General features: G+C 60.3%; 20 protein-coding genes and 1 pseudogene. 11 read left to right on the forward strand and 10 right to left on the reverse strand.

Features of this window, described 5'->3' with window-relative positions:
* Nucleotides 1-4: 4 nt before the first annotated feature.
* The 3 genes from prpC to ACM6JM_RS22755 are packed head-to-tail and all read right to left on the reverse strand — an operon-like array spanning nucleotide 5 to nucleotide 2,785.
* Entirely contained in the window at nucleotides 5-1,132 is a 1,128-nt protein-coding gene (prpC, locus tag ACM6JM_RS22745) for a 2-methylcitrate synthase (RefSeq protein WP_039769981.1), read from the reverse strand.
* A 43-nt stretch (nucleotides 1,133-1,175) separates the two neighbouring features.
* The gene (gene prpB / locus ACM6JM_RS22750) at nucleotides 1,176-2,066 is read right to left on the reverse strand and encodes a methylisocitrate lyase (protein WP_007951973.1); all 891 of its coding nucleotides are present in this window, start codon (nucleotides 2,064-2,066) and stop codon (nucleotides 1,176-1,178) included.
* A complete protein-coding gene (locus ACM6JM_RS22755; RefSeq protein ID WP_169432611.1) occupies nucleotides 2,063-2,785 on the reverse strand; it encodes a GntR family transcriptional regulator in 723 nt (240 codons plus the stop codon). The genes prpB and ACM6JM_RS22755 overlap by 4 nt, the downstream gene beginning before the upstream one ends.
* 300 nt (nucleotides 2,786-3,085) lie before the next feature.
* On the opposite strand from ACM6JM_RS22755, the gene ACM6JM_RS22760 reads away from it, so the two are divergent.
* The 4 genes from ACM6JM_RS22760 (at nucleotide 3,086) to pabB (ending at nucleotide 7,725) form a co-directional block, all read left to right on the forward strand.
* Nucleotides 3,086-3,622, forward strand: coding sequence for an ATP-dependent zinc protease (locus ACM6JM_RS22760; RefSeq protein WP_011333239.1), 537 nt, complete (start codon nucleotides 3,086-3,088; stop codon nucleotides 3,620-3,622).
* 5 nt (nucleotides 3,623-3,627) lie between these two features.
* Nucleotides 3,628-5,163: an inactive transglutaminase family protein gene (locus ACM6JM_RS22765; protein ID WP_039769978.1), complete on the forward strand. Its 1,536-nt coding sequence runs from the start codon at nucleotides 3,628-3,630 to the stop codon at nucleotides 5,161-5,163.
* On the forward strand, nucleotides 5,163-6,149 hold the full coding sequence (locus ACM6JM_RS22770) for an alpha-L-glutamate ligase-like protein (RefSeq protein ID WP_039769976.1): 987 nt from the start codon (nucleotides 5,163-5,165) through the stop codon (nucleotides 6,147-6,149). The genes ACM6JM_RS22765 and ACM6JM_RS22770 overlap by 1 nt, the downstream gene beginning before the upstream one ends.
* Nucleotides 6,150-6,381: 232 nt before the next feature.
* On the forward strand, nucleotides 6,382-7,725 hold the full coding sequence (gene pabB, locus ACM6JM_RS22775) for an aminodeoxychorismate synthase component I (RefSeq protein WP_414882525.1): 1,344 nt from the start codon (nucleotides 6,382-6,384) through the stop codon (nucleotides 7,723-7,725).
* Nucleotides 7,726-7,859: 134 nt separating this feature from the next.
* On the opposite strand, the gene thrH is transcribed toward pabB, so the two are convergent.
* On the reverse strand, nucleotides 7,860-8,477 hold the full coding sequence (gene thrH / locus ACM6JM_RS22780) for a bifunctional phosphoserine phosphatase/homoserine phosphotransferase ThrH (protein WP_011333236.1): 618 nt from the start codon (nucleotides 8,475-8,477) through the stop codon (nucleotides 7,860-7,862).
* A 162-nt stretch (nucleotides 8,478-8,639) separates the two neighbouring features.
* On the opposite strand from thrH, the gene ACM6JM_RS22785 reads away from it, so the two are divergent.
* From ACM6JM_RS22785 to ACM6JM_RS22795, 3 genes are all read left to right on the forward strand, one after another.
* Nucleotides 8,640-9,374 (forward strand): phosphoadenylyl-sulfate reductase, encoded by a 735-nt coding sequence (locus tag ACM6JM_RS22785; protein WP_039769972.1) that lies wholly within the window; start codon nucleotides 8,640-8,642, stop codon nucleotides 9,372-9,374.
* A gap of 503 nt (nucleotides 9,375-9,877) precedes the next feature.
* On the forward strand, nucleotides 9,878-11,422 hold the full coding sequence (locus ACM6JM_RS22790) for an NCS1 family nucleobase:cation symporter-1 (protein WP_039769970.1): 1,545 nt from the start codon (nucleotides 9,878-9,880) through the stop codon (nucleotides 11,420-11,422).
* 54 nt (nucleotides 11,423-11,476) lie between these two features.
* A complete protein-coding gene (locus tag ACM6JM_RS22795; RefSeq protein ID WP_039769968.1) occupies nucleotides 11,477-12,205 on the forward strand; it encodes an aspartate/glutamate racemase family protein in 729 nt (242 codons plus the stop codon).
* Here the strand turns inward: ACM6JM_RS22795 and ACM6JM_RS22800 are convergent.
* A complete protein-coding gene (locus ACM6JM_RS22800) occupies nucleotides 12,174-13,115 on the reverse strand; it encodes a LysR family transcriptional regulator (RefSeq protein ID WP_103386418.1) in 942 nt (313 codons plus the stop codon). The genes ACM6JM_RS22795 and ACM6JM_RS22800 overlap by 32 nt on opposite strands.
* Before the next feature lie 125 nt (nucleotides 13,116-13,240).
* Between ACM6JM_RS22800 and ACM6JM_RS22805 the strand changes: the two genes are divergently transcribed.
* Complete coding sequence (locus ACM6JM_RS22805; protein ID WP_414882526.1) at nucleotides 13,241-13,987, forward strand: 3-oxoacyl-ACP reductase family protein; 747 nt, start codon at nucleotides 13,241-13,243, stop codon at nucleotides 13,985-13,987.
* Nucleotides 13,988-14,063: 76 nt separating this feature from the next.
* On the opposite strand, the gene ACM6JM_RS22810 is transcribed toward ACM6JM_RS22805, so the two are convergent.
* Nucleotides 14,064-14,759: an HAD-IA family hydrolase gene (locus ACM6JM_RS22810; RefSeq protein WP_007960113.1), complete on the reverse strand. Its 696-nt coding sequence runs from the start codon at nucleotides 14,757-14,759 to the stop codon at nucleotides 14,064-14,066.
* A 249-nt stretch (nucleotides 14,760-15,008) separates the two neighbouring features.
* On the opposite strand from ACM6JM_RS22810, the pseudogene ACM6JM_RS22815 reads away from it, so the two are divergent.
* Both ACM6JM_RS22815 and ACM6JM_RS22820 read left to right on the forward strand, forming a co-directional pair.
* Nucleotides 15,009-19,867: pseudogene (locus ACM6JM_RS22815) on the forward strand (RHS repeat-associated core domain-containing protein).
* On the forward strand, nucleotides 19,864-20,247 hold the full coding sequence (locus ACM6JM_RS22820; RefSeq protein WP_414882527.1) for a hypothetical protein: 384 nt from the start codon (nucleotides 19,864-19,866) through the stop codon (nucleotides 20,245-20,247). The pseudogene ACM6JM_RS22815 and the gene ACM6JM_RS22820 overlap by 4 nt, the downstream one beginning before the upstream one ends.
* A gap of 58 nt (nucleotides 20,248-20,305) precedes the next feature.
* Here the strand turns inward: ACM6JM_RS22820 and ACM6JM_RS22825 are convergent, their stop codons facing one another.
* The 4 genes from ACM6JM_RS22825 to ACM6JM_RS22840 all read right to left on the reverse strand — a co-directional run bounded on the left by ACM6JM_RS22825 (nucleotide 20,306) and on the right by ACM6JM_RS22840 (nucleotide 22,020).
* A complete protein-coding gene (locus tag ACM6JM_RS22825) occupies nucleotides 20,306-20,470 on the reverse strand; it encodes a hypothetical protein (RefSeq protein WP_169429543.1) in 165 nt (54 codons plus the stop codon).
* Nucleotides 20,471-20,592: 122 nt separating this feature from the next.
* Nucleotides 20,593-21,015, reverse strand: a complete 423-nt coding sequence (locus ACM6JM_RS22830; protein ID WP_039769957.1) for a YMGG-like glycine zipper-containing protein — start codon at nucleotides 21,013-21,015, stop codon at nucleotides 20,593-20,595.
* Nucleotides 21,016-21,152: 137 nt separating this feature from the next.
* A complete protein-coding gene (locus tag ACM6JM_RS22835; RefSeq protein WP_039769955.1) occupies nucleotides 21,153-21,521 on the reverse strand; it encodes a glycine zipper domain-containing protein in 369 nt (122 codons plus the stop codon).
* Between the two features lie 310 nt (nucleotides 21,522-21,831).
* Entirely contained in the window at nucleotides 21,832-22,020 is a 189-nt protein-coding gene (locus ACM6JM_RS22840; RefSeq protein ID WP_039769953.1) for a hypothetical protein, read from the reverse strand.
* A gap of 242 nt (nucleotides 22,021-22,262) precedes the next feature.
* Between ACM6JM_RS22840 and ACM6JM_RS22845 the strand changes: the two genes are divergently transcribed.
* Nucleotides 22,263-22,541, forward strand: a complete 279-nt coding sequence (locus ACM6JM_RS22845; protein WP_039769951.1) for a hypothetical protein — start codon at nucleotides 22,263-22,265, stop codon at nucleotides 22,539-22,541.
* The last annotated feature ends 5 nt before the right edge of the window (nucleotides 22,542-22,546 follow it).

Genomic DNA, 22,546 nt, shown 5'->3' on the forward strand with positions numbered 1-22,546 from the left:
CCGGTCAGCGCTGTTCGATTGGCACGAACTTGCGCTGTTCGACGCCGGTGTACTCGGCGCTTGGACGGATGATGCGGTTGTTGGCGCGCTGTTCGAATACGTGCGCCGCCCAGCCGGTCAGGCGCGAGCAGACGAAGATCGGGGTGAACAGCTTGGTCGGGATGCCCATGAAGTGGTACGCCGAGGCATGGTAGAAGTCGGCGTTGGGGAACAGTTTCTTTTGCTCCCACATGGTCTTGTCGATGGCTTCGGAAACCGCGAACAGCACCTTGTCGCCCACTTCGTCGGCGAGTTTTTTCGACCAGCCCTTGATTACCTCGTTGCGCGGATCGCTGTCCTTATAGATCGCGTGGCCGAAGCCCATGATCTTGTCCTTGCGCTCGAGCATGCCGAGGGTGCCCTTGATCGCTTCTTCCGGCGACGAGAAGCGCTCGATCATTTCCATCGCTGCTTCGTTGGCGCCACCGTGCAGCGGGCCGCGCAGCGAACCGATGGCCGCCGTGACGCAGGAATACAGATCGGACAGGGTCGAAGCGCACACCCGAGCAGTGAAGGTCGAGGCGTTGAATTCGTGCTCGGCGTAAAGGATCAGCGACACGTTCATCACTTTGACGTGCAGTTCGCTCGGCTTCTTGTCGTGCAGCAGGTGCAGGAAGTGGCCGCCGATGGACTGTTCGTCCGTCACGCAATTGATGCGTTTGCCGTCGTGGCTGAAGCGATACCAGTAGCACATGATCGCCGGGAACGCGGCCAGCAGGCGGTCGGTCTTGTCGCGTTGCTCGGAGAAGTCTTTCTCCGGCTCGATGTTGCCCAGGAACGAGCATCCGGTGCGCATCACGTCCATCGGGTGGGCGTCGGCGGGGATGCGTTCCAGCACTTCTTTCAGCGCTTGTGGCAGGTCACGCAGCTTGCTGAGTTTGCTCTGGTAGTCGGCGAGTTGCGCCTTGGTCGGCAGTTCTCCGTAGAGCAGCAGGTACGCCACTTCTTCAAATTGTGCGTCTGCCGCCAGTTCGCGCACGTCGTAGCCGCGATAGGTCAGCCCGGCACCGGCCTGGCCCACGGTGGACAGTGCGGTTTGCCCGGCAACCTGGCCCCGGAGCCCGGCGCCACTGAGTACTTTTGCTTCGGCCATTGTTGTCTCCAATCTTGAATTTATTAGGGAGTACGGTTGCGGCTTACTTCTTCGCCGCAAACAACGCGTCGAGCTTCTGCTCGAAGGTGTGGTAATCGATGCGATCGTAAAGCTCCATGCGAGTCTGCATGGTGTCGATGACATTTTGCTGAGTGCCGTCGCGGCGGATCGCGGTGTAGACGTTTTCCGCGGCCTTGTTCATCGCGCGGAACGCCGACAGCGGGTACAGCACCAGCGACACGTCGGCGCCGGCCAGTTGCTCGGTGGTGTACAGCGGCGTCGAGCCGAATTCGGTGATGTTGGCCAGGATCGGCGCCTTCACGCGGCTGGCGAACAGCTTGTACATCTCCAGTTCCGTGATGGCTTCCGGGAAGATCATGTCGGCGCCGGCCTCGATGCACGCGGCGGCGCGATCCAGTGCCGACTCCAGGCCTTCAACGGCCAGCGCGTCGGTGCGGGCCATGATCACGAAGCTGTCATCGGTGCGGGCATCGACGGCAGCCTTGATGCGGTCGACCATTTCCTGCTGGGTCACGATCTCTTTGTTCGGACGATGACCGCAGCGCTTGGCGCCGACCTGGTCTTCGATGTGAATCGCCGCCGCGCCGAACTTGATCATCGACTTGACGGTGCGCGCCACGTTGAACGCCGAGGCGCCGAAACCGGTGTCCACGTCCACCAGCAGCGGCAGGTCGCAGACGTCGGTGATGCGGCGCACGTCGGTCAGCACGTCATCCAGGCCGGTGATGCCCAGGTCCGGCACGCCGAGGGAGCCGGCAGCCACCCCGCCACCCGACAGGTAGATCGCCTTGAAACCGGCGCGCTTGGCCAGCAGCGCGTGGTTGGCATTGATCGCCCCGACCACTTGCAGCGGATGTTCGCTGGCGACCGCATCGCGGAAACGCTGGCCTGGAGTGCTCTTGTTGGAACTCATGACTCACCTCGTTCAGTGGCTGTCTTGTTGTCGGCGCCGTCCTGGTAGTGACGGGCGATGTTGCGTTTCGAGGCGCCGATGTGACGGCGCATCAACAATTCCGCGAGTTCGCCGTCACGGTCGGCGATGGCATCGAGAATCCGGTGGTGTTCGGCAAAGGCCTGGCGCGGGCGGTTGGGCGTGGTGGAAAACTGGATGCGGTACATGCGCACCAGTTGATAGAGCTCGCCGCAGAGCATTTGCGTAAGGGTGCGGTTGCCGCTGCCCTGGATGATCCGGTAGTGAAAGTCGAAATCGCCTTCCTGCTGGTAGTAGCCGACGCCGGCCTGAAACGCCGCATCGCGCTCATGGGTTTCCAGCACCCGGCGCAGTTCGTCGATTTCTTCGACGCTCATGCGTTCGGCCGCCAGACGGCAGGCCATGCCTTCGAGGGATTCGCGGATTTCGTAGAGTTCGAGCAATTCGGCGTGGCTCAGCGACACCACCCGCGCACCGACGTGCGGTACGCGCACCAGCAGACGCTGGCCTTCCAGACGATGGATCGCCTCGCGCAGCGGCCCGCGGCTGATGCCGTAGGTGCGCGCCAGTTCCGGCTCGGAGATCTTGCTGCCCGGGGCGATCTCGCCTTTGACGATGGCCGCCTGGATGCGTCGGAAGACGTTTTCCGAGAGCGTCTCGGAATCGTCGCCGCTGATCACCGGGGGATCGAGTTGATCCAGCATATTGTCGACACCTTCAAATCCAATGCGGCAAAAACTAGCGAATCAACCCGCATCAGTCAAAGGATAAATAGAGATTGTCGACAATCGTCTAATAAGCCTGCGTGTCAGCCCCAAGGGTTATAGACCGGCCCCGGCGCTGGCGCCATAAAACCACCGTGCTAGAATGCCGCCCGCATTTGCGAGTCATTTGCACGGCTTGTCATAAAAAGCTGATAGGCACACGAAGGCGCATGGGCAGACGGGATTTCCTGATGCCATGGCCCTGAACCGAGAACGGAACGCTGCTCGCCAGGATTTATGAGACTCAAGCCCTTCCCCACATTCTTTGCACTGTTTTGCCTGCCCGGCCTCGCTGCGGCGGGGGAAAAGACCGTGTACGGCCTCAACGAATACGCTGCCCTCGACGGGATCAACCTGGAAGTGGCGGCGAAACTCGACACCGGGGCGAAAACCGCCTCCCTGAGCGCCCGCGACATCAAACGCTTCAAACGCAACGGCGAGTCCTGGGTACGTTTCTACCTGGCCATCGACGCCGCGCATTCGCACCCGATCGAACGGCCGCTGGCCCGGGTCAGCAAGATCAAGCGCCGCGCCGGCGACTACGACCCGGAAGAAGGCAAGAAGTACACCGCCCGCCCGGTAATCGAGCTGGACATCTGCATGGGTTCGGCAATGCGCAGCATCGAAGTGAACCTGACCGACCGTAGTGCGTTCCAATACCCGCTTTTGATCGGCTCCGAGGCGCTGAAACGCTTCGATGCGCTGGTCGATCCCAGTCTTAAATACGCTGCCGGCAAACCCGCCTGCGCCATCGCCGCTCATACCGCCGAGTAATTTCCATGCGTTCTCTAACCTTCCACCTGAAAGTCCTGATCACCATCCTGGTGTTGCTGGGCGTTTCGGTTACGGCCTATCAGATTTTCGTGCTCGGCATCCCGGTGACCGAAGACGCCACCGACGACCTGTGGAACATCGACGCCAAGGTCGAGTTCGTCGCCAGCACCAAGGATCCGGTGAAGATCCAGATGTTCGTGCCGCCCCTGAGCCGCGATTACGTCAGCCTCAATGAAAGCTTCATCTCCAACAACTACGGCGTGGCGGTCAACCGCGTCGACGGCAACCGCAAGGTCACCTGGTCGGCACGCCGGGCCAAGGGCAATCAGACTCTTTATTACCGTCTGGTGCTGACCAAGCGTTACACCGCCGAAAAAACCAAGGTCAAGGGCCCGACCTTCCGCGACAGCATGGCCATCGAAGGCCCGGAAAAGATCGCCGCCGAAGCACTGCTCGCGCCGATCCGCCAGCACTCGGCCGACGTCGAGACCTTCATTGGCGAGGCGATCAAACGCGTCAACAACGTCAACGACGACAACGTGAAGCTGCTGCTGGCCGGCGATCCGTCGACGCCGCACAAAGCCAAGATCGTCGAGCTGCTGCTGTCCATCGCCCACGTGCCGGTGGAGAAAGTCCACACCATCCGCCTTGTCGCCGATCAGCCGCAAACCCCGGAACTGTGGCTGCGCAGCTTCAACGGCACCGACTGGCTGTATTTCAACCCGGAAACCGGCGAGCAAGGCCTGCCGACCGACCGCCTGCTGTGGTGGAGCGGTGATGAAAACCTGATCACCGTCGACGGCGGCAAGAAAGCCAACGTGACTTTCAGCCTGAACAACAGCGAGATGAACGCGATTCGTCTGGCCAAGCTGACCGACGAAAACACCGACGCCAATTTCCTCGAATACTCGCTGTACGGCCTGCCGCTGCAAACCCAGCAGACGTTCATGATCATGGTGATGATCCCGATCGGCGTGCTGGTGATCCTGATCCTGCGCAACCTGATCGGCCTGCAGACCCTCGGCACCTTTACGCCGGTGCTGATCGCCCTGGCCTTCCGCGAGACGCAGCTGGGCTTCGGCATCCTGCTGTTTACCGTGATCACCGCGCTCGGGTTATCGCTGCGCTCGTATCTGGAACACCTGAAGCTGCAAATGCTGCCGCGCCTGTCGGTGGTGCTGACCTTCGTGGTGGTGCTGATTGCGGCGATCAGCCTGTTCAGTCACAAACTCGGTCTGGAGCGCGGTCTGTCGGTGGCGCTGTTCCCGATGGTGATTCTGACCATGACCATCGAACGCCTGTCGATCACCTGGGAAGAACGCGGCGCCAGCCATGCCATGAAAGTGGCGATCGGCACGCTGTTCGCGGCGTCCCTGGCGCACCTGATCATGACCGTTCCGGAGCTGGTGTACTTCGTGTTCACCTTCCCGGCGATCCTGCTGATCCTGGTGGGTTTCATGCTGGCCATGGGTCGCTATCGCGGTTATCGCCTGACTGAACTGGTGCGTTTCAAGGCTTTCCTGAAGAAGGCTGACGCCTGATGTTCGGTTTCTGGAAGACCTGGAAGGCCCTGGAAGCCCGGGGCATCATGGGCATCAATCGGCGTAACGCGGACTACGTGCTCAAGTACAACAAGCGCAGCCTGTACCCGATCGTCGATGACAAGATCATCACCAAGGAACGCGCGATCGAGGCCGGCATTCACGTGCCGGAACTGTATGGCGTGATTTCCACGGAGAAGGAAATCGACAAGCTCGGCGAGATCATCGGCGGGCGCAACGACTTCGTGATCAAGCCGGCCCAGGGCGCCGGCGGTGACGGCATCATCGTTATCGCCGACCGTTTCGAGGGCCGCTATCGCACGGTATCGGGCAAGATCCTTGCCCACGAAGAGCTGGAGCATCACATTTCCAGCATCCTCACCGGCCTGTATTCGCTGGGTGGGCACCGTGATCGGGCGCTGATCGAATACCGGGTGACCCCGGACCAGATCTTCAAGAGCATCAGCTACGAAGGCGTGCCGGACATCCGCATCATCGTGCTGATGGGTTACCCGGTGATGGCGATGCTGCGTTTGCCGACCCGCCAGTCCGGCGGCAAGGCCAACCTGCATCAGGGCGCCATCGGCGTCGGCGTCGACCTGGCCACGGGCCTGACTTTGCGCGGCACCTGGCTGAACAACATCATCACCAAACACCCGGACACCACCAACGCGGTGGACGGCGTGCAACTGCCCTACTGGGACGGTTTCATGAAGCTCGCCGCCGGTTGTTATGAGCTGTGTGGCCTGGGGTACATCGGCGTGGACATGGTGCTGGACCAGGAGAAAGGCCCGCTGATTCTGGAGCTGAATGCGCGGCCGGGGCTGAATATCCAGATCGCCAACGATTGCGGGCTGACGTTGCGCACCCATGCGGTGGAAGCGCATCTGGAAGAGCTCAAGGCGCGCGGGGTGACGGAGTCGGTTGAAGAGCGGGTGGCGTTTGCTCAGGAGTTATTTGGGCATATTCCGGCGGTCGAGGGCTGACAGCCCACGACGATCTTTCCCACGCTCCGCGTGGTAACGCCGACATGGACGCTCCGCGTCCACTGTGACGCGGAGCGTCACGGGATGCATTCCCACGCAAAGCGTGGGAACGATCAAACGATCAAGCGTGATACCTGCCGCCAATCTGCCAATCCCCGACATCCCCTCTAGGAGCAATTCCCGGAGGGGACTACAATCCCCACCCCGCCTCAATGGCCGATCTGCCCCGCCCATGTTGACCTGTTCCGTACACCCGCTGCCCTACCGAGCCAACCCCGCCGACTATTTCGCGGCCGTCCGCCATGCGCCCGGCGCCGTGCTGCTCGACAGTGGCCGACCGAGTGCCGACCGTGGCCGTTATGACCTGCTCAGCGCCTGGCCGCTGGAACAACTGGCGGTGTTGCCGGACGAACACGGCGACGATTTCCTGCAACGCCTGCGGGAAAATCTGACCCGGTTGGGCGAGGCGCAATTGCCCGACGGCTACGAATTGCCCTTCGCCGGCGGCCTGATCGGTTACCTGAGCTACGACTTCGGCCGGCATCTGGAAAACCTGCCGAGCCAGGCCCGGGATGACCTGCAATTGCCCGATGCGCGTTTTGGTCTGTACGACTGGGCACTGATCAGCGATCACCAATCGGCAACCAGCCAACTGGTGTTCCACCCCTCGGTCAGCGCCAGCGAGAAACAACGGCTGATCGATGTGTTCAGCCAGCCGGTGGGCACCGCACTGACGCCTTTCAAGCTGAGCAGCCCGATGGCAGCCGATCTCTCGGCCGATGAATACCGTAAGGCGTTCGAGCGTATCCAGCATTACATCCAGGCCGGCGACTGCTATCAGGTCAATTTCGCCCAGCGTTTCCGCGCGCCGTGCCAGGGCGATCCATGGCTGGCCTACTGCAAATTGCGTGAGGCCTGCCCGACGCCGTTTTCCGGGTTCCAGAGCCTGCCCGACGGCAACGCAGTACTGAGCCTGTCGCCCGAGCGTTTCGTCAAAGTCAGTCAGCGCCAAGTGGAAACCCGTCCGATCAAGGGCACCCGCCCCCGTGGCGCGACCCCGGCCGAAGACGCGGCGAACGCCGCCGAACTGCTGGCCAGCCTTAAGGATCGCACGGAAAACCTGATGATCGTCGACCTGCTGCGCAACGACCTGGGCCGCACCTGCCGCATAGGCTCCGTGCGGGTGCCGGAGCTGTTTAGTCTCGAAAGCTATCCGAACGTGCATCACCTGGTCAGTAGCGTAACCGGTGAACTGGCGGAACATCGCGATGCGCTGGATCTGATTGCCGGCAGCTTCCCCGGCGGCTCGATCACTGGCGCGCCGAAGATCCGCGCGATGCAGATCATCGACGAACTGGAGCCGACCCGACGCGGCTTGTATTGCGGTTCGTTGCTGTATCTGGACGTGCGCGGCGAGATGGACAGCTCAATCGCGATCCGCAGTCTGCTGGTGAAGGATGGGCAGGTGTGCTGCTGGGGCGGTGGCGGGATCGTCGCCGATTCGGACTGGCAGGCGGAGTATCAGGAGTCGATTACCAAGGTCAGAGTCCTGCTAGAAACCCTGCAAAACCTTTAACCGTTGATCGTTGATCGTTGATCGTTCCCACGCTCTGCGTGGGAATGCAGCCCGGGACGCTCTGCGTCCCAAAGCGGACGCAGAGCGTCCATTGAGGCATTCCCACGCAGAGCGTGGGAACGATCATCAGGTTGCTAAAGGGATAAGTCGCGGTTCGAAGCTTTGAGAAACTCCTGCTTCAACTCGGCAAACGTATGCACCGCCGGAAACTGCGGAAACTCGCGAATAACGTTATCCGGCGCATGAAACAGAATCCCCGCATCCGCTTCGCCCAGCATGCTGGTGTCGTTGTAGGAATCCCCCGCCGCAATCACCCGGTAATACAGGCTCTTGAAGGCCAGGACCGACTGGCGTTTCGGATCTTTCTGACGCAACTGGTAGCTCGTCACCCGCCCGCTGTCATCGGTAATCAGTCGGTGGCAGAGCAAGGTCGGAAAGCCCAGCTGACGCATCAGCGGCTGGGAAAACTCGTAGAACGTGTCCGACAGAATCACCACCTGAAACCGCTCGCGCAGCCAGTTGACGAACTCCACCGCGCCGTCCAGCGGCTTGAGCGTGGCGATCACTTCCTGAATGTCCGAAAGTTTCAGGCCATGCTCATCGAGGATGCGCAGGCGCTGTTTCATCAGCACGTCGTAGTCGGGAATGTCCCGGGTGGTGGCCTTGAGCGATTCGATTCCGGTTTTTTCGGCGAAGGCGATCCAGATTTCCGGTACCAGCACCCCTTCAAGATCAAGACAGGCAATTTCCACAGGACACTCCATTTGTAATGTTTATTGAGCCGAGCGAGCCCGAACTCTAGCGGCTCGACCTGGAGCGCGCAACGCAGAGGCTGCCCCGGCGCGCGTTGCTTTTTGTTACCATCGCCGCCATATAGAGCGCCCAGCGCCACCGACCTGTAGGAAGCCGCCCTGATGAGCCCAACGTTCGACGTCGTGGAACTCGCCACGACCTATGCCAACAAATCCGCGCAGGACATCCTCAAACTCGCGTTCGCCGAGTTCGGCGATGACCTGTGGATATCTTTCAGCGGCGCCGAGGATGTGGTGCTGGTGGACATGGCCTGGAAGCTGAACAAGAACGTCAAGGTGTTCAGTCTCGACACCGGTCGCCTGCATCCGGAAACCTACCGTTTCATCGATCAGGTGCGCGAGCACTACAAGATCGACATCGAACTGGTCTCACCGGACTACACGAAACTTGAACCGTTCGTGAAGGAAAAAGGCCTGTTCAGTTTCTACAAGGACGGCCATGGCGAATGCTGCGGGATCCGCAAGATCGAGCCGCTGCGCCGCAAACTCTCCGACGTGAAGGCCTGGGCCACCGGCCAGCGCCGCGATCAAAGCCCTGGCACCCGCAGCGCCGTGGCGGTGATGGAAATCGATACAGCGTTCTCCACCCCGGAGCGCACCCTGTACAAGTTCAACCCACTGGCGCAGATGACCAGCGAAGAAATCTGGGGCTACATCCGCATGCTGGAGCTGCCGTACAACAGCCTGCATGAGCGCGGTTTCATCAGCATCGGCTGCGAACCGTGCACTCGTCCTGTCCTGCCGAACCAGCACGAACGTGAAGGCCGTTGGTGGTGGGAAGAAGCGACCCAGAAAGAATGCGGGTTGCATGCCGGGAACATCATCAGTAAGGCATAAGCATCGCTGTTGCCCCGTGGGAGCAATTCAGCTCCCACAGTGTTCACCGCCCGTCTTGAAAAATGTGTACACACGAATGTCACCATCGGTGCCATTTATGTGTGCACTTTTCGTTTCTGCGCCCTGAAAAGTTACATCAGGCTCCAAAAACACTCCCTCCCGGCGCCCGCCAAAATCCCTCCCGAAAAATAAATACCTGTTCGAACGGTCAACTTATATCGCCGGTATTTCAACGACTTGGTGTTCTTCAATAACTTTTCGAAATCAGCGGTGATTTTCATAGATCGCGGGCTGGCACAGATCTGGCTTTAGTGCATACATGTTTTGTATACAAAACCGCAAAACATGAACCCACACTTTCGATCCGCAAGCCTGAAGCGCCCTATCCCGTACAGGCTGCAGATGCCCCGAAACCAGTGATGTTTCACCGCCGCGACGAAGATCTGCCGAGCCCGAGCGCTCATGCACAGTCATCGCGACCCGGACATCAGGAGCCTGCCGGAATGCGTACGAGTCTCTCCAATAACAACATCGCGCTGAATCTGCCCGCCTCTTCAACCCTCGACCACAGCGTGGCCGGTGATGGCATCGCCGAACCGCTGCAATTGAGCCCGCGTCTGCACAACAGTGACCTCGCACCGACCAAGGTCGAAGGACGGCGTTGGGGCAAATACAGCATCTTTGCCCTGTGGACCAACGATGTGCACAACATCGCCAATTACTCGTTTGCCATCGGTCTGTACGCCCTGGGCCTGGGCGGCTGGCAGATTCTGCTGTCGCTGGGGATCGGCGCGGCGCTGGTGTATTTCTTCATGAACCTGTCCGGCTATATGGGGCAGAAAACCGGCGTGCCGTTTCCAGTGATCAGCCGGATCAGTTTCGGCATTCACGGGGCACAGATTCCTGCATTGATCCGGGCGGTGATCGCCATCGCCTGGTTCGGAATTCAGACGTACCTGGCGTCGGTGGTGTTTCGCGTGCTGCTCACGGCGATCCATCCCGGTTTCGCAGACTACGATCACAACTCGATCCTCGGCCTGTCGAGCCTGGGCTGGGTGTGTTTCGTGGCGATCTGGTTCGTGCAACTGGCGATCCTCGCCTACGGCATGGAAATGGTGCGCCGCTACGAAGCCTTCGCCGGGCCGGTGATTCTGCTGACCGTCGCCTGCCTCGCCGCGTGGATGTACACCCAGGCCAACGCGACCATTGCCTGGTCGATCCGCGAACCCCTGACCGGCGGTGAGATGTGGCGCAACATCTTTGCCGGCGGCGCCTTGTGGCTGGCGATCTATGGGACGCTGATCCTCAACTTCTGCGACTTCGCCCGCTCTTCGCCGTGCCGCAAAACGATCAAGATCGGAAATTTCTGGGGCCTGCCGGTGAATATTCTGGTGTTCGCCGGGATCACCGTCTTGCTGTGCGGTGCGCAATTTCAGATCAACGGGCGGATCATCGAAAGCCCGACCGAAATCATTGCTTCGATTCCCAACACGTTCTTTCTGGTGCTCGGCTGCCTGGCCTTCCTGATCGTCACCGTGGCGGTGAACATCATGGCCAACTTCGTCGCCCCGGCCTTCGTGCTGAGCAACCTGGCGCCGAAGTACCTGACCTTCCGCCGCGCGGGGCTGATCAGTGCCACCATCGCCGTGCTGATCCTGCCGTGGAATCTCTACAACAGCCCGCTGGTGATCGTGTACTTCCTGTCCGGCCTCGGCGCCCTGCTCGGCCCGTTGTATGGCGTGATCATGGTCGACTACTGGCTGATCCGCAAAGGCCGGATCCACGTGCCGCAGCTGTACAGCGAACACCCGAACGGCGCGTATTACTACAGCCGCGGGGTCAATCTGCGGGCGGTCGCAGCGTTTATTCCGGCCGCCTTGATCGCGATCGTTCTGGCGCTGGTGCCGGGCTTCCACAGCGTTTCGCCCTTCTCCTGGCTGATCGGCGCCGGCATTGCCGGGATGCTCTACCTGATCATCGCCAAACGCCAGCCGCACTACGCCGACGTCGACGGTGAAGCCATCGCCGTCGACAACGTCAGCCACTGAATCTTTTGGCGGCCCCTCGCGGGGCCGCAGAACCAACCGCAATAAGGACTTCCCATGCGCATTCTCGTGGTCAACGTCAACACCACCGAATCCATCACTCAGGCCATCGCTCGTTCGGCGCAGGCTGTCGCTTCCCCCGGCACCGAGATTGTCGGCCTGACGCCATACTTCGGCGCCGATTCAGTCGAGGGCAATTTCGAAAGTTATCTGGCGGCCATCGCCGTGATGGACCGGGTGATGTCCTACGACCAGCCGTTCGACGCGGTGATCCAGGCCGGCTACGGCGAGCACGGTCGCGAAGGCTTGCAGGAGTTGCTCAACGTGCCGGTGGTGGACATTACCGACGCGGCGGCCAGCACCGCGATGTACCTTGGCCACGCCTACTCGGTGGTGACCACGCTGGATCGCACCGTGCCGCTGATTGAGGATCGGCTGAAACTGTCCGGCCTGTGGGATCGCTGCGCCTCGGTGCGTGCCAGTGGCTTGGCGGTGCTGGAGCTGGAACACGAGCCGCAACGGGCGCTGGAAGCGATCGTCCATCAGGCGGAACTGGCGGTGACTCAGGATAAAGCCGAAGTGATCTGCCTCGGTTGCGGCGGCATGGCCGGGCTCGACGAGAAGATCCGTCAGCGCACCGGGGTGCCGGTGGTGGATGGCGTCACAGCGGCCGTGACCATCGCCGAATCGCTGGTGCGGCTGGGCTTGTCGACCTCCAAGGTACGCACCTATGCGACGCCACGGCCAAAAACCATCATCGGCTGGCCAGCACGTTTTGCGCGTTGAACCGTTCGGCGAGGCCCTGGGTTGAAAACTGCTCGATGACAAAATCGACGAACGCCCGAGTCTTGCCCGGTAGCAGTTTGTGTTCGGCGTAATAAATGGAGATGTTGCCGTCGTCGACGTACCAGTCCGGCAGGACCCGCTGCAACGTCCCCGCCTCAAGATAGCCGACGGCGAACGGCATGCTCACCAGCGCAATCCCCAACCCCTGCGCCGCCGTGGCGCAGGCGGCTTCGGAATCGCTCATGGTCATTCGCGCCTTGAGGGTCAGCGGGCTGTGTTGTCGGGTGCGATGCGTCAATTGCCAGGAGCGCACGCGACCAGTCTGCGGTGAGCGGATCAGGATGCCGTCGTGCAGTGTGAGGTCGTCCGGTTCGCTGATCGGTGCGTACCGATCCAGATAATCCTTGGAAGCCACCAACACCCGATGCGCTGGTGTCAGCCTGCGCGCCACCACGCCTTGGGGCAGTTCGAAGCCACCGCCAATCGCTGCATCGAAACCCTGGCCGATCAGATCGACCTGGCGGTTATCGAAGTGCCAGTCCGGGTTGATCGCCGGAAATCTTTTCAGGAATTCCCCCAGCAACGGCACGATGTACAAACGGCCGAACACCGTGCCCATGCTGACTTTCAGCGTACCCGCCGGTTGGCCGCCGGCGCTGGCCAGATTGTTCACAGCGTTCTGGATGGTGGTCAGGCTGCCGCTGACCTCACTCAGAAACAATTGCCCCGCTTCCGTCAGGGTCAACCGACGGGTGCTACGCTGGAACAGCCTCACGCCGAGGCGCGCTTCCAGTTTCGCAACACTCTTACCCACGGCGGCCGGTGTCAGGCTCAGGCGTCGCGCAGCCTCGGCAAAGCTGCCGACTTCGGCGCTACGCACGAAGCATTCGATACTGCTAAAGGTTTCCATGGCCGCCACTCTAAACTTTTGGTTTACACAGACTATAGCAACCACGGTCTACCCGCCTATTGGCGAGGGGCAGATACTCGACACCACACCAAGGCAGCCTGCCTTGAAACTTCTGGAGATCGAACATGACCACTCAACACCTCAGCGGTAAAGTCGCTCTGATTCAAGGCGGCTCTCGCGGCATCGGTGCCGCCATCGTCAAACGCCTGGCTGCTGAAGGCGCCGCGGTTGCCTTTACCTACGTCAGCTCGGCCGCCAAGGCTGAAGAACTGCAAAACAGCATCACCGCTACCGGCGGCAAAGCCTTGGCGATCAAGGCTGACAGCGCCGACGCCGGCGCCATCCGCAACGCGGTGAACGCCACTGTCAAAACCTTTGGCCGCCTCGACATCCTGGTCAACAACGCCGGCGTGCTGGCCGTCGCGCCGCTGGAAGACTTCAAACTGGAAGACTTCGACCAGACCCTGGCAATCAACGTGCGCAGCGTGTTCATCGCCAGCCAGGAAGCCGCCAGATACATGGGCGAAGGCTCGCGCATCATCAACATCGGCAGCACCAACGCCGACCGGATGCCCTTCGCCGGTGGCGGCGTGTATGCGATGAGCAAGTCCGCACTGGTCGGCCTGACCAAAGGCCTGGCCCGCGACCTCGGCCCACGCGGCATCACCATCAACAACGTGCAGCCTGGCCCGGTTGACACCGACATGAACCCGGCTCACGGCGAGTTTGCCGACAGCCTGATCCCGCTGATGGCGGTGGGTCGTTACGGTAAAGCCGAGGAAATCGCCAGCTTCGTCGCCTACCTCGCAAGCCCGGAGGCCGGTTATATCACCGGTGCGAGCCTGACCATCGATGGTGGTTTCGGCGCCTGATTGATCAGATAGTCGATAACGAAAAACGCCGCCCCTCCTTTGACAGAGGGGCGGCGTTTTTATGTCGGCGGTTTGATCAGGCCCAGTCGAGCGCCGGCAATCCGCATGCACTCGGCGTGAACGCTTTCAACGTACGAAGAATCCCGTCGGCGTGTGCGTATTTTTCATCGGCCATGGCGGCATCGGGAATGGCGATGGCAGTCATGCCGGCTGCTTTCGCGGCTGTCACGCCGAATGGCGAATCTTCGAACACCAGGCAATCTTCCGGCGCCACACCCAGGCGACGCGCTGCGGTAAGGAAGATGTCCGGTGCCGGTTTGGCTGCGCCGACTTCCGGGTCGTCAGCGGTGACGATGAAGTCGAACAGCGCGAACCAGTCGCGGTGCAAGGTGGTTTTCTGACCGAACGACTGACGCGATGAGCTGGTACCGACCGCAATCGGAATGTTGTGCGCCTTGAGGTGACGGATCAGTTCCTCGGCGCCCGGCATCGCTTGCGCGGTGGGAAAACGCTCGCGCATCAGCGGCTCGCGGATTACCAGAAACTCTTCGGCGGTGATCGGCAGGTCCAGCGCCTCAACCACGTAGCGCGCCAGATCGCCGGCGCCACGGCCGATGATGTTCTGCTTGATGCTCCAATCGAAGGTGCGCCCGTAACGCTCGGCAATCAGCGAGGTGACCTCGGTGTAGATGCCCTCGGTGTCCAGCAGCAAACCGTCCATATCGAAAATCACGGCCTTGATCGGGCCGAACGCCTTCAGCGGTGCATTCATCATCGGATCCGTTATCAAAGACATCCCGGGCGGCGTGGGTAGCGCCGCTGCTTGGATCTGATTAAAGGGTTCAGCAGCATAACGAGCGCGGCCGAGGTTGAGCAACGGGCAATGTCGGTTGTCCGCCGAACGCCCTCCCGCACATTTAGAGAATCGCCCTACAGACATCGCCTACTCGGCTGACTTCTTTCCTGTTCGATCCCCCGCAAAGTTTCGCGCCATTCCCCCGATGCGCGCGAGTGACTGCCAATGCTTCCACCTGATCCACTCCTGAAATTGAACAACAGCATTGGTTTGCTGGTGGTCGCTGCGCTGAACCCTGATCAGCCCGATGTCGAAAAGCTGTTTCAGGAGTTTCGCCTCTGTCTCAACAACTATGACGCCTGGGCCGAACAGTTCTGGACAGGCACCGCGCTGGGTGTCGAGCAAGTGTTCCAGGTCGGCAACGATGTCCGGCTCAGTGCACCGGTTGGCAGCCGCAGACCCATCAGTTCCTCCGTGGTCATGTGCCCCGCCACCGGCCCCCTGACGCTGGTGCACATGTTCGAAGCCGCACGGTTTGTGCCGATCGGCAACACGCCGGTGATCCTTGAACCGGTGATTTCCGATGTCGACGGCGTTTTGGGGTTCGGCGAACCGCTGCATCACACCATCGGCCCCACCGGCATTCTCGAGGTCAGCGACTGCGACCGGGGCCAGCGTTATCGCATCACCTTCTTTCCCGATGTTTCCACCGCGCATATCCAGACGTTGTACGCCTCGTATCAGGGCCTTGTTGATGGCCTGGAAGGCTGGCTGCGTGAGGAATGGAAAGGGTTTCAACCGCAGTGGACGGCGTTTTCCAGCGCCGGTTTCACCGAGCGTTACGGGCAGCTGCAACGGGCTGACTGGCACGGTTTCGAATCTGCGCTGAATGGCGTCTGGGATGACGTGAAACAGCTGTTTGCCCTGCTTGCAGACTTGCAGGCCAACAGCGAAAAGCTTCTGCAATACCTGTCCAGCGCTGAACTGGATGCTTTGCTCGCGGCGTCCTCCGAGGCCATCGCCAATGGCCTGCTGATGCTCGGCGACGAGCCGTTGCTGTTCATTTATCTGGCGGCCTTTACCAGCTGGCTGAAGATGCTGCCGCCGCAGTATCTGGCCGAGGTGCTGGCTGAAGTTCGGACTGAGCTGCTGGTCAGTTTTCTGCTGATGTGTGTGTCCGGTGGCATGGGTGTGCCGCTGCGGTTGAGCACCCAGGTACTGGGCAAGATCAAGTCGCCGCGTGCGCGGGAATGGCTGGCGGCTTCGGCGCTGCGGCTGGCGGAGCTGACCTCCGCGCCTGATCTGACCCGGCATGCGAGCGCGTTGAAACCGCTGATGGTCAATGCAGGCCCGGCACCGTTGCGGCCGACACCGGCTATTCCGCTGGAGGTTCGCACGGGGGATGCGCTGGTGCTGAAGGTGCCCAATCCGGCGGCCATTGCCCGCGACAAGTCCCACGGCATGACACGAATGGAACGGCACGAGCCTCGGGATGATGCTTCGGATCAGGCAAAAAATCCCAACGGTGACAGTGCCGATTGTGCACCGAGGACCTGCACCAATGGCTGTCCGGTTTCGATGGTCACCGGTGAAGAGCTGCTAACGCTGACCGATGGTGTGCTCGATGGGCTGCTTCCATTTGAGTTCAGCCGGTTGTACCGCAGCAGTGCGGCCGAGATCGATGTTGGGTTGGGGTTTGGCTGGAGTCATTCGCTGGCGCATCGGCTGGAGATTGATGGCGCTTCGGTGGTCTGGGTCGACCATGAGAACCGGCGGACGCGGTTTCCGTTGCCGAATGTCGAGCGGCCGGAAATCCACAACAGCTTGTCGCGGGCGGCGATCTTTCTGGGAGATGAGCCGGAGGAGTTGATCGTTGCGCTGGCGGGGGACGGGGCGCGGTTTTATCACTTTCGGGTTGGGCGTCTGACGGCTGTCAGCGATGCGTATGGCAATCGTCTGACGGTGCATCGGGATCTTTCCGACCGGATTCAGCGGCTGGATAACGGCGCTGGCCGGTCCTTGTTGCTGCGCTACGAGCGGGCGCATCTGGTCGCGGTCGATTATCAGGTTTTTCGGGAGTCGACCTGGCGCACCGAGCAGACCCTCGCCCGTTATCGGTACGACGCCCGTCATCGATTGATCGAGGCGACCAACGCGGTCGGCGAAAGCGAGCGTTACGACTACGACGACCAGCACGTCATCCTGCAACGGCAGCTGGCCGGTGGCGCGAGCTTTTTCTGGGAGTGGGAGCGTGCCGGCAAGGCAGCACGTTGCGTGCGGCACTGGGCCTCGTTTTCGCAGATGGACACGCGTTACGTCTGGGATGACGCCGGCCGTGTCACGGTGCATTACGTCGATGGCACTGAGGAAACTTACGTCCACGACGACACCGCGCGGCTGGTGCGTCAGGTCGCGGCGGACGGTGGCGAACAGCTCAAGGCTTATGACGCGCAGGGTCGGCTGGTCGCCGAGCAGGATGCGCTGGGGGCGGTTACCGAGTACCGCTACGACGATGCCGGACGGCTGATCGCGCTGATTCCGCCGGACGATGCGCCGACGTCCTACGAATACCGCAACGGTTTCCTGCACAGTCGTTCACGTGGCGATGCCGTGTGGACGTACCGGCGTAATGCCCAGGGTGATATCACCGAGGCGGTCGATCCGGACGGCCACGTCACCCATTACCACTACGACGCGCAGGGGCGGTTGCTGTCGGTCCGTTATCCGGACAGTGGCCGGCACGTGTTCATGTGGAATGACCTGGGCCAGTTGGTCGAGGAGAGTCTGCCGGACGGCGGGGTTCGCAAGTTTTCCTACGATGCCTTGGGGCGGCGGACGACGGTTCAGGACGAACATGGCGCGGTCACCCGTCATGCCTGGGACGCCGTTGGCCGGCTGATCCAGACGACGCTGCCTAACGGTGCCACCCGCGCCTGGTCCTACAGTGCCTACGGCCAGATCACCGCCGAACGCGATGAACTGGGGCGCATCACCCGCTACGAATATGACGACGACCTGCATTTGGTCAGCCGGCGGATCAACCCCGACGGCACGCGTCTGCAATACCGCTACGACCATGCGCAGCTGCTGCTCACGGAAATCGAGAACGAGTCCGGCGAAAAGTATCGGCTGGACTACACGCCCACCGGACTGATCCGACAGGAAACCGGCTTCGATGGCCGGCGCACCGCCTACGCCTACGACCGCAACGGTCATCTGCTGGAGAAGACCGAGTTCGGCGACGACGGCTCGACGCTGGTCACCGCTTACCAACGTGACAGCGCCGGACGATTGCTGCTCAAGACCCTGCCGGACGGGGTCGAGGTCAGCTACCGCTATGACCGTTTAGGCCGTTTGGTCGGCGTGGATGACGGCCAGGATCACCCGCTGGCCTTCGAATACGACCTGCAGGACCGGCTGGTGCGCGAGCATCAGGGCTGGGGCACCCTGCGTTACGCCTACGACGCCTGCGGCCAGCTCACCCGCCTGCGTCTGCCGGACAACAGCAAACTCGATTACCACTACGCCAAGGGCGGGGCGCTGACCGCGATCGACCTCAACGGTGCCTTGCTGACCCGCCACGTCTACCAGAACGGCCGCGAACAGCAGCGCCAGCAGGGCCTGCTGCTCAGCGAATACACCTACGACGAACAGGGCCGCTTACGCGCCCACGCCGTAGGCCATCAACGCAGTGCGCTGTACCGCCGCGACTTTGCCTACAGCGCCAACGGCAACCTCGAACACATCGCCGACACCCGCCACGGCCAGCGCAGCTACACCTACGACGCCCTAGACCGGCTGATCCGCGTACGCCACACCCGCGACGATGTGCCGGAAAACTTTGCCCACGACCCGGCCGGCAACCTGCTGCTGCAGGACCGCCCCGGCCCGACGCAGATCAAAGGCAATCGCCTGCGGATGCAGGGCGACCGCCATTACGACTACGACGCCTTCGGCAACCTGATCCGCGAACGCCGCGGCCGCGCGCAGATACTGATCACCGAATACCGCTACGACAGCCAGCACCGCCTGATCGGCCTGACCCGCCCCGACGGCAACAGCGCCAGCTACCAGTACGACGCCTTTGGCCGGCGCATCCGCAAGACCGTCGACGGCCAGACCACCGAATTCTTCTGGCAAGGCGACCACCTGATCGCCGAAAGCAGCAAGGAACAACACCGAAGTTTCATCTACGAACCCGGCACCTTCCGCCCGCTGGCGATGCTCGACGGCAAAGGCCCGAAACGCGCCTGCCCGTTCTACTACCAACTCGACCACCTCGGCACTCCGCAAGAGTTGACCGACTACAGCGGCGACATCGTCTGGTCGGCCAAATACAGCGCCTACGGCAAGGTCACCTCGCTGGAGCTGGCAACCGAGGACTACCTGAATCAGCCGCTGCGGTTTCAGGGGCAGTACTTCGATGACGAAAGCGGGCTGCATTACAACCGGCACCGGTATTACGACCCGGACGTGGGGCGGTATCTGACGCCGGATCCGGTGAAGCTGGCGGGTGGGTTGAATCAGTACCAGTACGTGCCGAATCCGACGGGGTGGGTGGATCCGTTGGGGTTAAGTAATTGCCCCGGAGCCGATGGCTGTAAAAAAACCTCAACTGAAGCAGTCGAGCCAACAAAAAAATCCAAGGTGGCGATATACCCCCTGCGCCCCCCACCCCAAAAATAGAACAAAGATATCTGTACCGTGGAGACCAGAGAGACCCAACAGAAATTTTTGAGAACGGTTTTACAAGCAAGGGAAACAGCAATGACTTGCTACTGCACTCGATTGATAGTGATTACCCTCCAAGCAACTTTATTAGCACATCGCTCTCCAGGGACATGGGCAAAGAATTCGCGACATCCAGCTTCACAACACCTGGATTTCTTTACACACTAAAAAGAGTCCCAGGACATGACTTAAAAAAGGAGCTGGGATCTGCTTATAGATTTGGCAGAGAACAAGAAATTGCGATCCCTAACAAGATAAAGAGGGAAGACATTCTAGGCGCTACTCTTATCATCGATGACGGCAGAGAGTTTGGTTATTCGATTCCAAACCCCTACAGGACAATAGACAAATGATCTCAAAATTCACCATATGCATAGGCATGAAGAACGAAAAAAAAGACATAGAATTGATATGCGACAGTGACGCAAAAGCCATAACAATAAAACTCGAAAACACCCCAAAAACATATGAGGCCAGCGACTTCTATAAGTGCTTTGGCTTACTACGGAAAGACAATCCAGAAATTACGTTTTTCTGCAAAGGATCCAAACTAAACGTCCACACATCAAGCATGTCTTCACAGATGTCACTAGGACTAAAAGCATACGAACTTTCATTAGGTAAAGAAGCGACATTGGACGACATTGTTTTTATTTTTGACTATGAAGATGAAAATCTAACAAACGATCCAGAGCTTCAGCGTTCCTTCTACCTCGAATGGATAAAATACTGAAAGTCAACATTAACCTGAAAGGGCCTGACCTCTGGCCCTAAAAATCTATAGGAGCCAATTACTCATCATCATCAAAATCCTCATACTCAAGCTCCTCCTCACCCTCCATAAGCGGAACCGTCGCATCATCCATCAACGACCCCGGATCTTCATTCCCCGGATCATTGATAAACGGCAATCCGCTCGGGCCTTTTTCTTCCTTGCCTTCGGTTTCGGGAGTCATGGCGCACCTCATTAATCTCAAATGTGTAAACGTTCGAAAAGTATGGTCGCTATTCGTTCCTGCGCATGACGCGCAGGCGCAAAAAACCCGGCATAAAGCCGGGTTTTCGTAGAACCGATCACTCAACGATGACGATTCTTGTGTTTGTACTTGTGCTTATGACCACCGCCGGAGTGCGACTTGCCGCCATCGTCACCCAGGTTGTTGCCGACCGCACCACCCGCTGCGCCGCCCAACCCTGCGCCGATGGTCGAACCGGTGGAGCCGCCGAGGCTGTTGCCGATCACTGAACCGCCTGCGGCGCCGAGGCCACCGCCAATGGCGGCTTCCGTGCGATTGCGTTTGTTCGCGCCGACAGCACTGCCGGCTGCACCACCAACACCAGCGCCCACCGCAGCACCGGTGCTGCCGCCGAGCTGGCCGCCGACCACGTTGCCCAGCGCGCCACCCAATCCGCCACCCACGGCGGCTGTGCCATCACCAGCGGCCATGGCGCCTTGAGCTACCAGTAATCCCAAAACCAATGCGGATAATGTCAAGCGCATACAGACCTCACAGGTCCCGAGTCGGGACGGTTCGCCCGCGGAGGGGGCTACGTAGCATTGGAGGCGAATTCGGGAAAAACGTTCAGCAACGAAAAGGCCCGGCATCAAACCGGGCCTTTTCAGACATGCGTTGGCAATCAGTGACGCTTGTGACCCTTGGACAGATTGCTGCCCACCGCGCCACCGGCTGCGCCGCCCAGGCCTGCACCGATGGTGGCGCCAGTCTTGCCGCCCAGGCTGTTACCGATCACCGAACCGCCCGCCGCACCGACACCGCCACCGATGGCTGCTTTGGTACGGGCACCTTTCTTGGCAGCCAATGCGCTGCCGGCAGCACCGGCTACACCAGCACCAATCGCTGCACCGGTGCTGCCGCCCATTTTCTGGCCAACCACGTTACCCAGCGCGCCGCCGAGACCGCCACCCAGTGCGGCGGTACCGTCACCAGCCATTGCACCTTGAGCAACCAGAAGCCCCAGAACCAGAGCAGGCAGAGTTAAACGCATGACGAAAACCTCAACAGAAGGAAGAAAAAAGGGCGCAGATTGAATGCTGTTGTCGCGGCAATGTCCAGCGTTGCAGCGCACTTGGCGCCGATTGGACAGCGGATATGGAAAAGGTTTTATGACGGACAAAAAAAAGCCCGCTGGGGAGACGGGCTGGAGACTTGCTTTCTAACGGATGGCTTCACCCTACTCAGGCGGGTGTGAAAAGTTTGTGAAAAAACCGGACAAAAGCTTCAATCAATGTAGGACGCTTCTCTACCAGGCAGGCATAAAAAACCCCGTTCAATGACGGGGCTCTGCGGGACAGGACTCACTTTCTGGAGCGGGTGGTGACCTTGGGCAGAAACTTCGCCTTCGGGCCCTTGGGTGCCGTGGACTTGATCTTGCCGGTCTGCACCGGATCCTCGCCAAATCCGGCCTGATACTCCGTCTGGCCGCAGCGCACGCAATTATTGAATGAAAATTCAGCCCCGTCGTCTTCGATGTACGGATCAGTCATCTTTGCTCCCCTTCTCAAATGCGGGCCGACACCGGCGAACCCTTTCGCCTGAAAAAATATCGACCTCCAAGGCTTTTGAGACTAGCCGGTCATTCCTGGACTTGTGGTTCAGATCACCCGGAGCCCGACGAATGGCCCACGGAAATTAAACACAATGACGAACCGTTGGTGTCACGCGGCTAAAGATTCCCGGCGACCGGCCGCTGCCCTTTTTCCTACGCAATAAATCTCAAGGAGAGAACATGGAAATCAAAGGATTACCGACACTGCCTGTTGTAAAGCTCACGGATGAACAGATCGCCGCCGGCAAGGCCGGGGCGGAGAAACTCAAGGAAAAGATCGCTTCGGGTGAAATCGTCATCAAGCAGCCAACCGGACCGAGTCCGTTGCAGCCTGGCGTGATCTACCACCCAGACCCGGTTCAGCCAGTTCAACCCGGCGATACGCCGCCTCTCGTCGCGAACGACACGCCGCTGACCTACGATTCGAAAGGCACCATCCTGCTCAAACCGCAGGGCTGATTATC

Origin of the sequence: Pseudomonas sp. IT-P2 (genome assembly GCF_949767575.1) — a bacterium.
In the GTDB taxonomy this organism is placed as follows: Bacteria; Pseudomonadota; Gammaproteobacteria; order Pseudomonadales; family Pseudomonadaceae; genus Aquipseudomonas; species Aquipseudomonas pharyngis.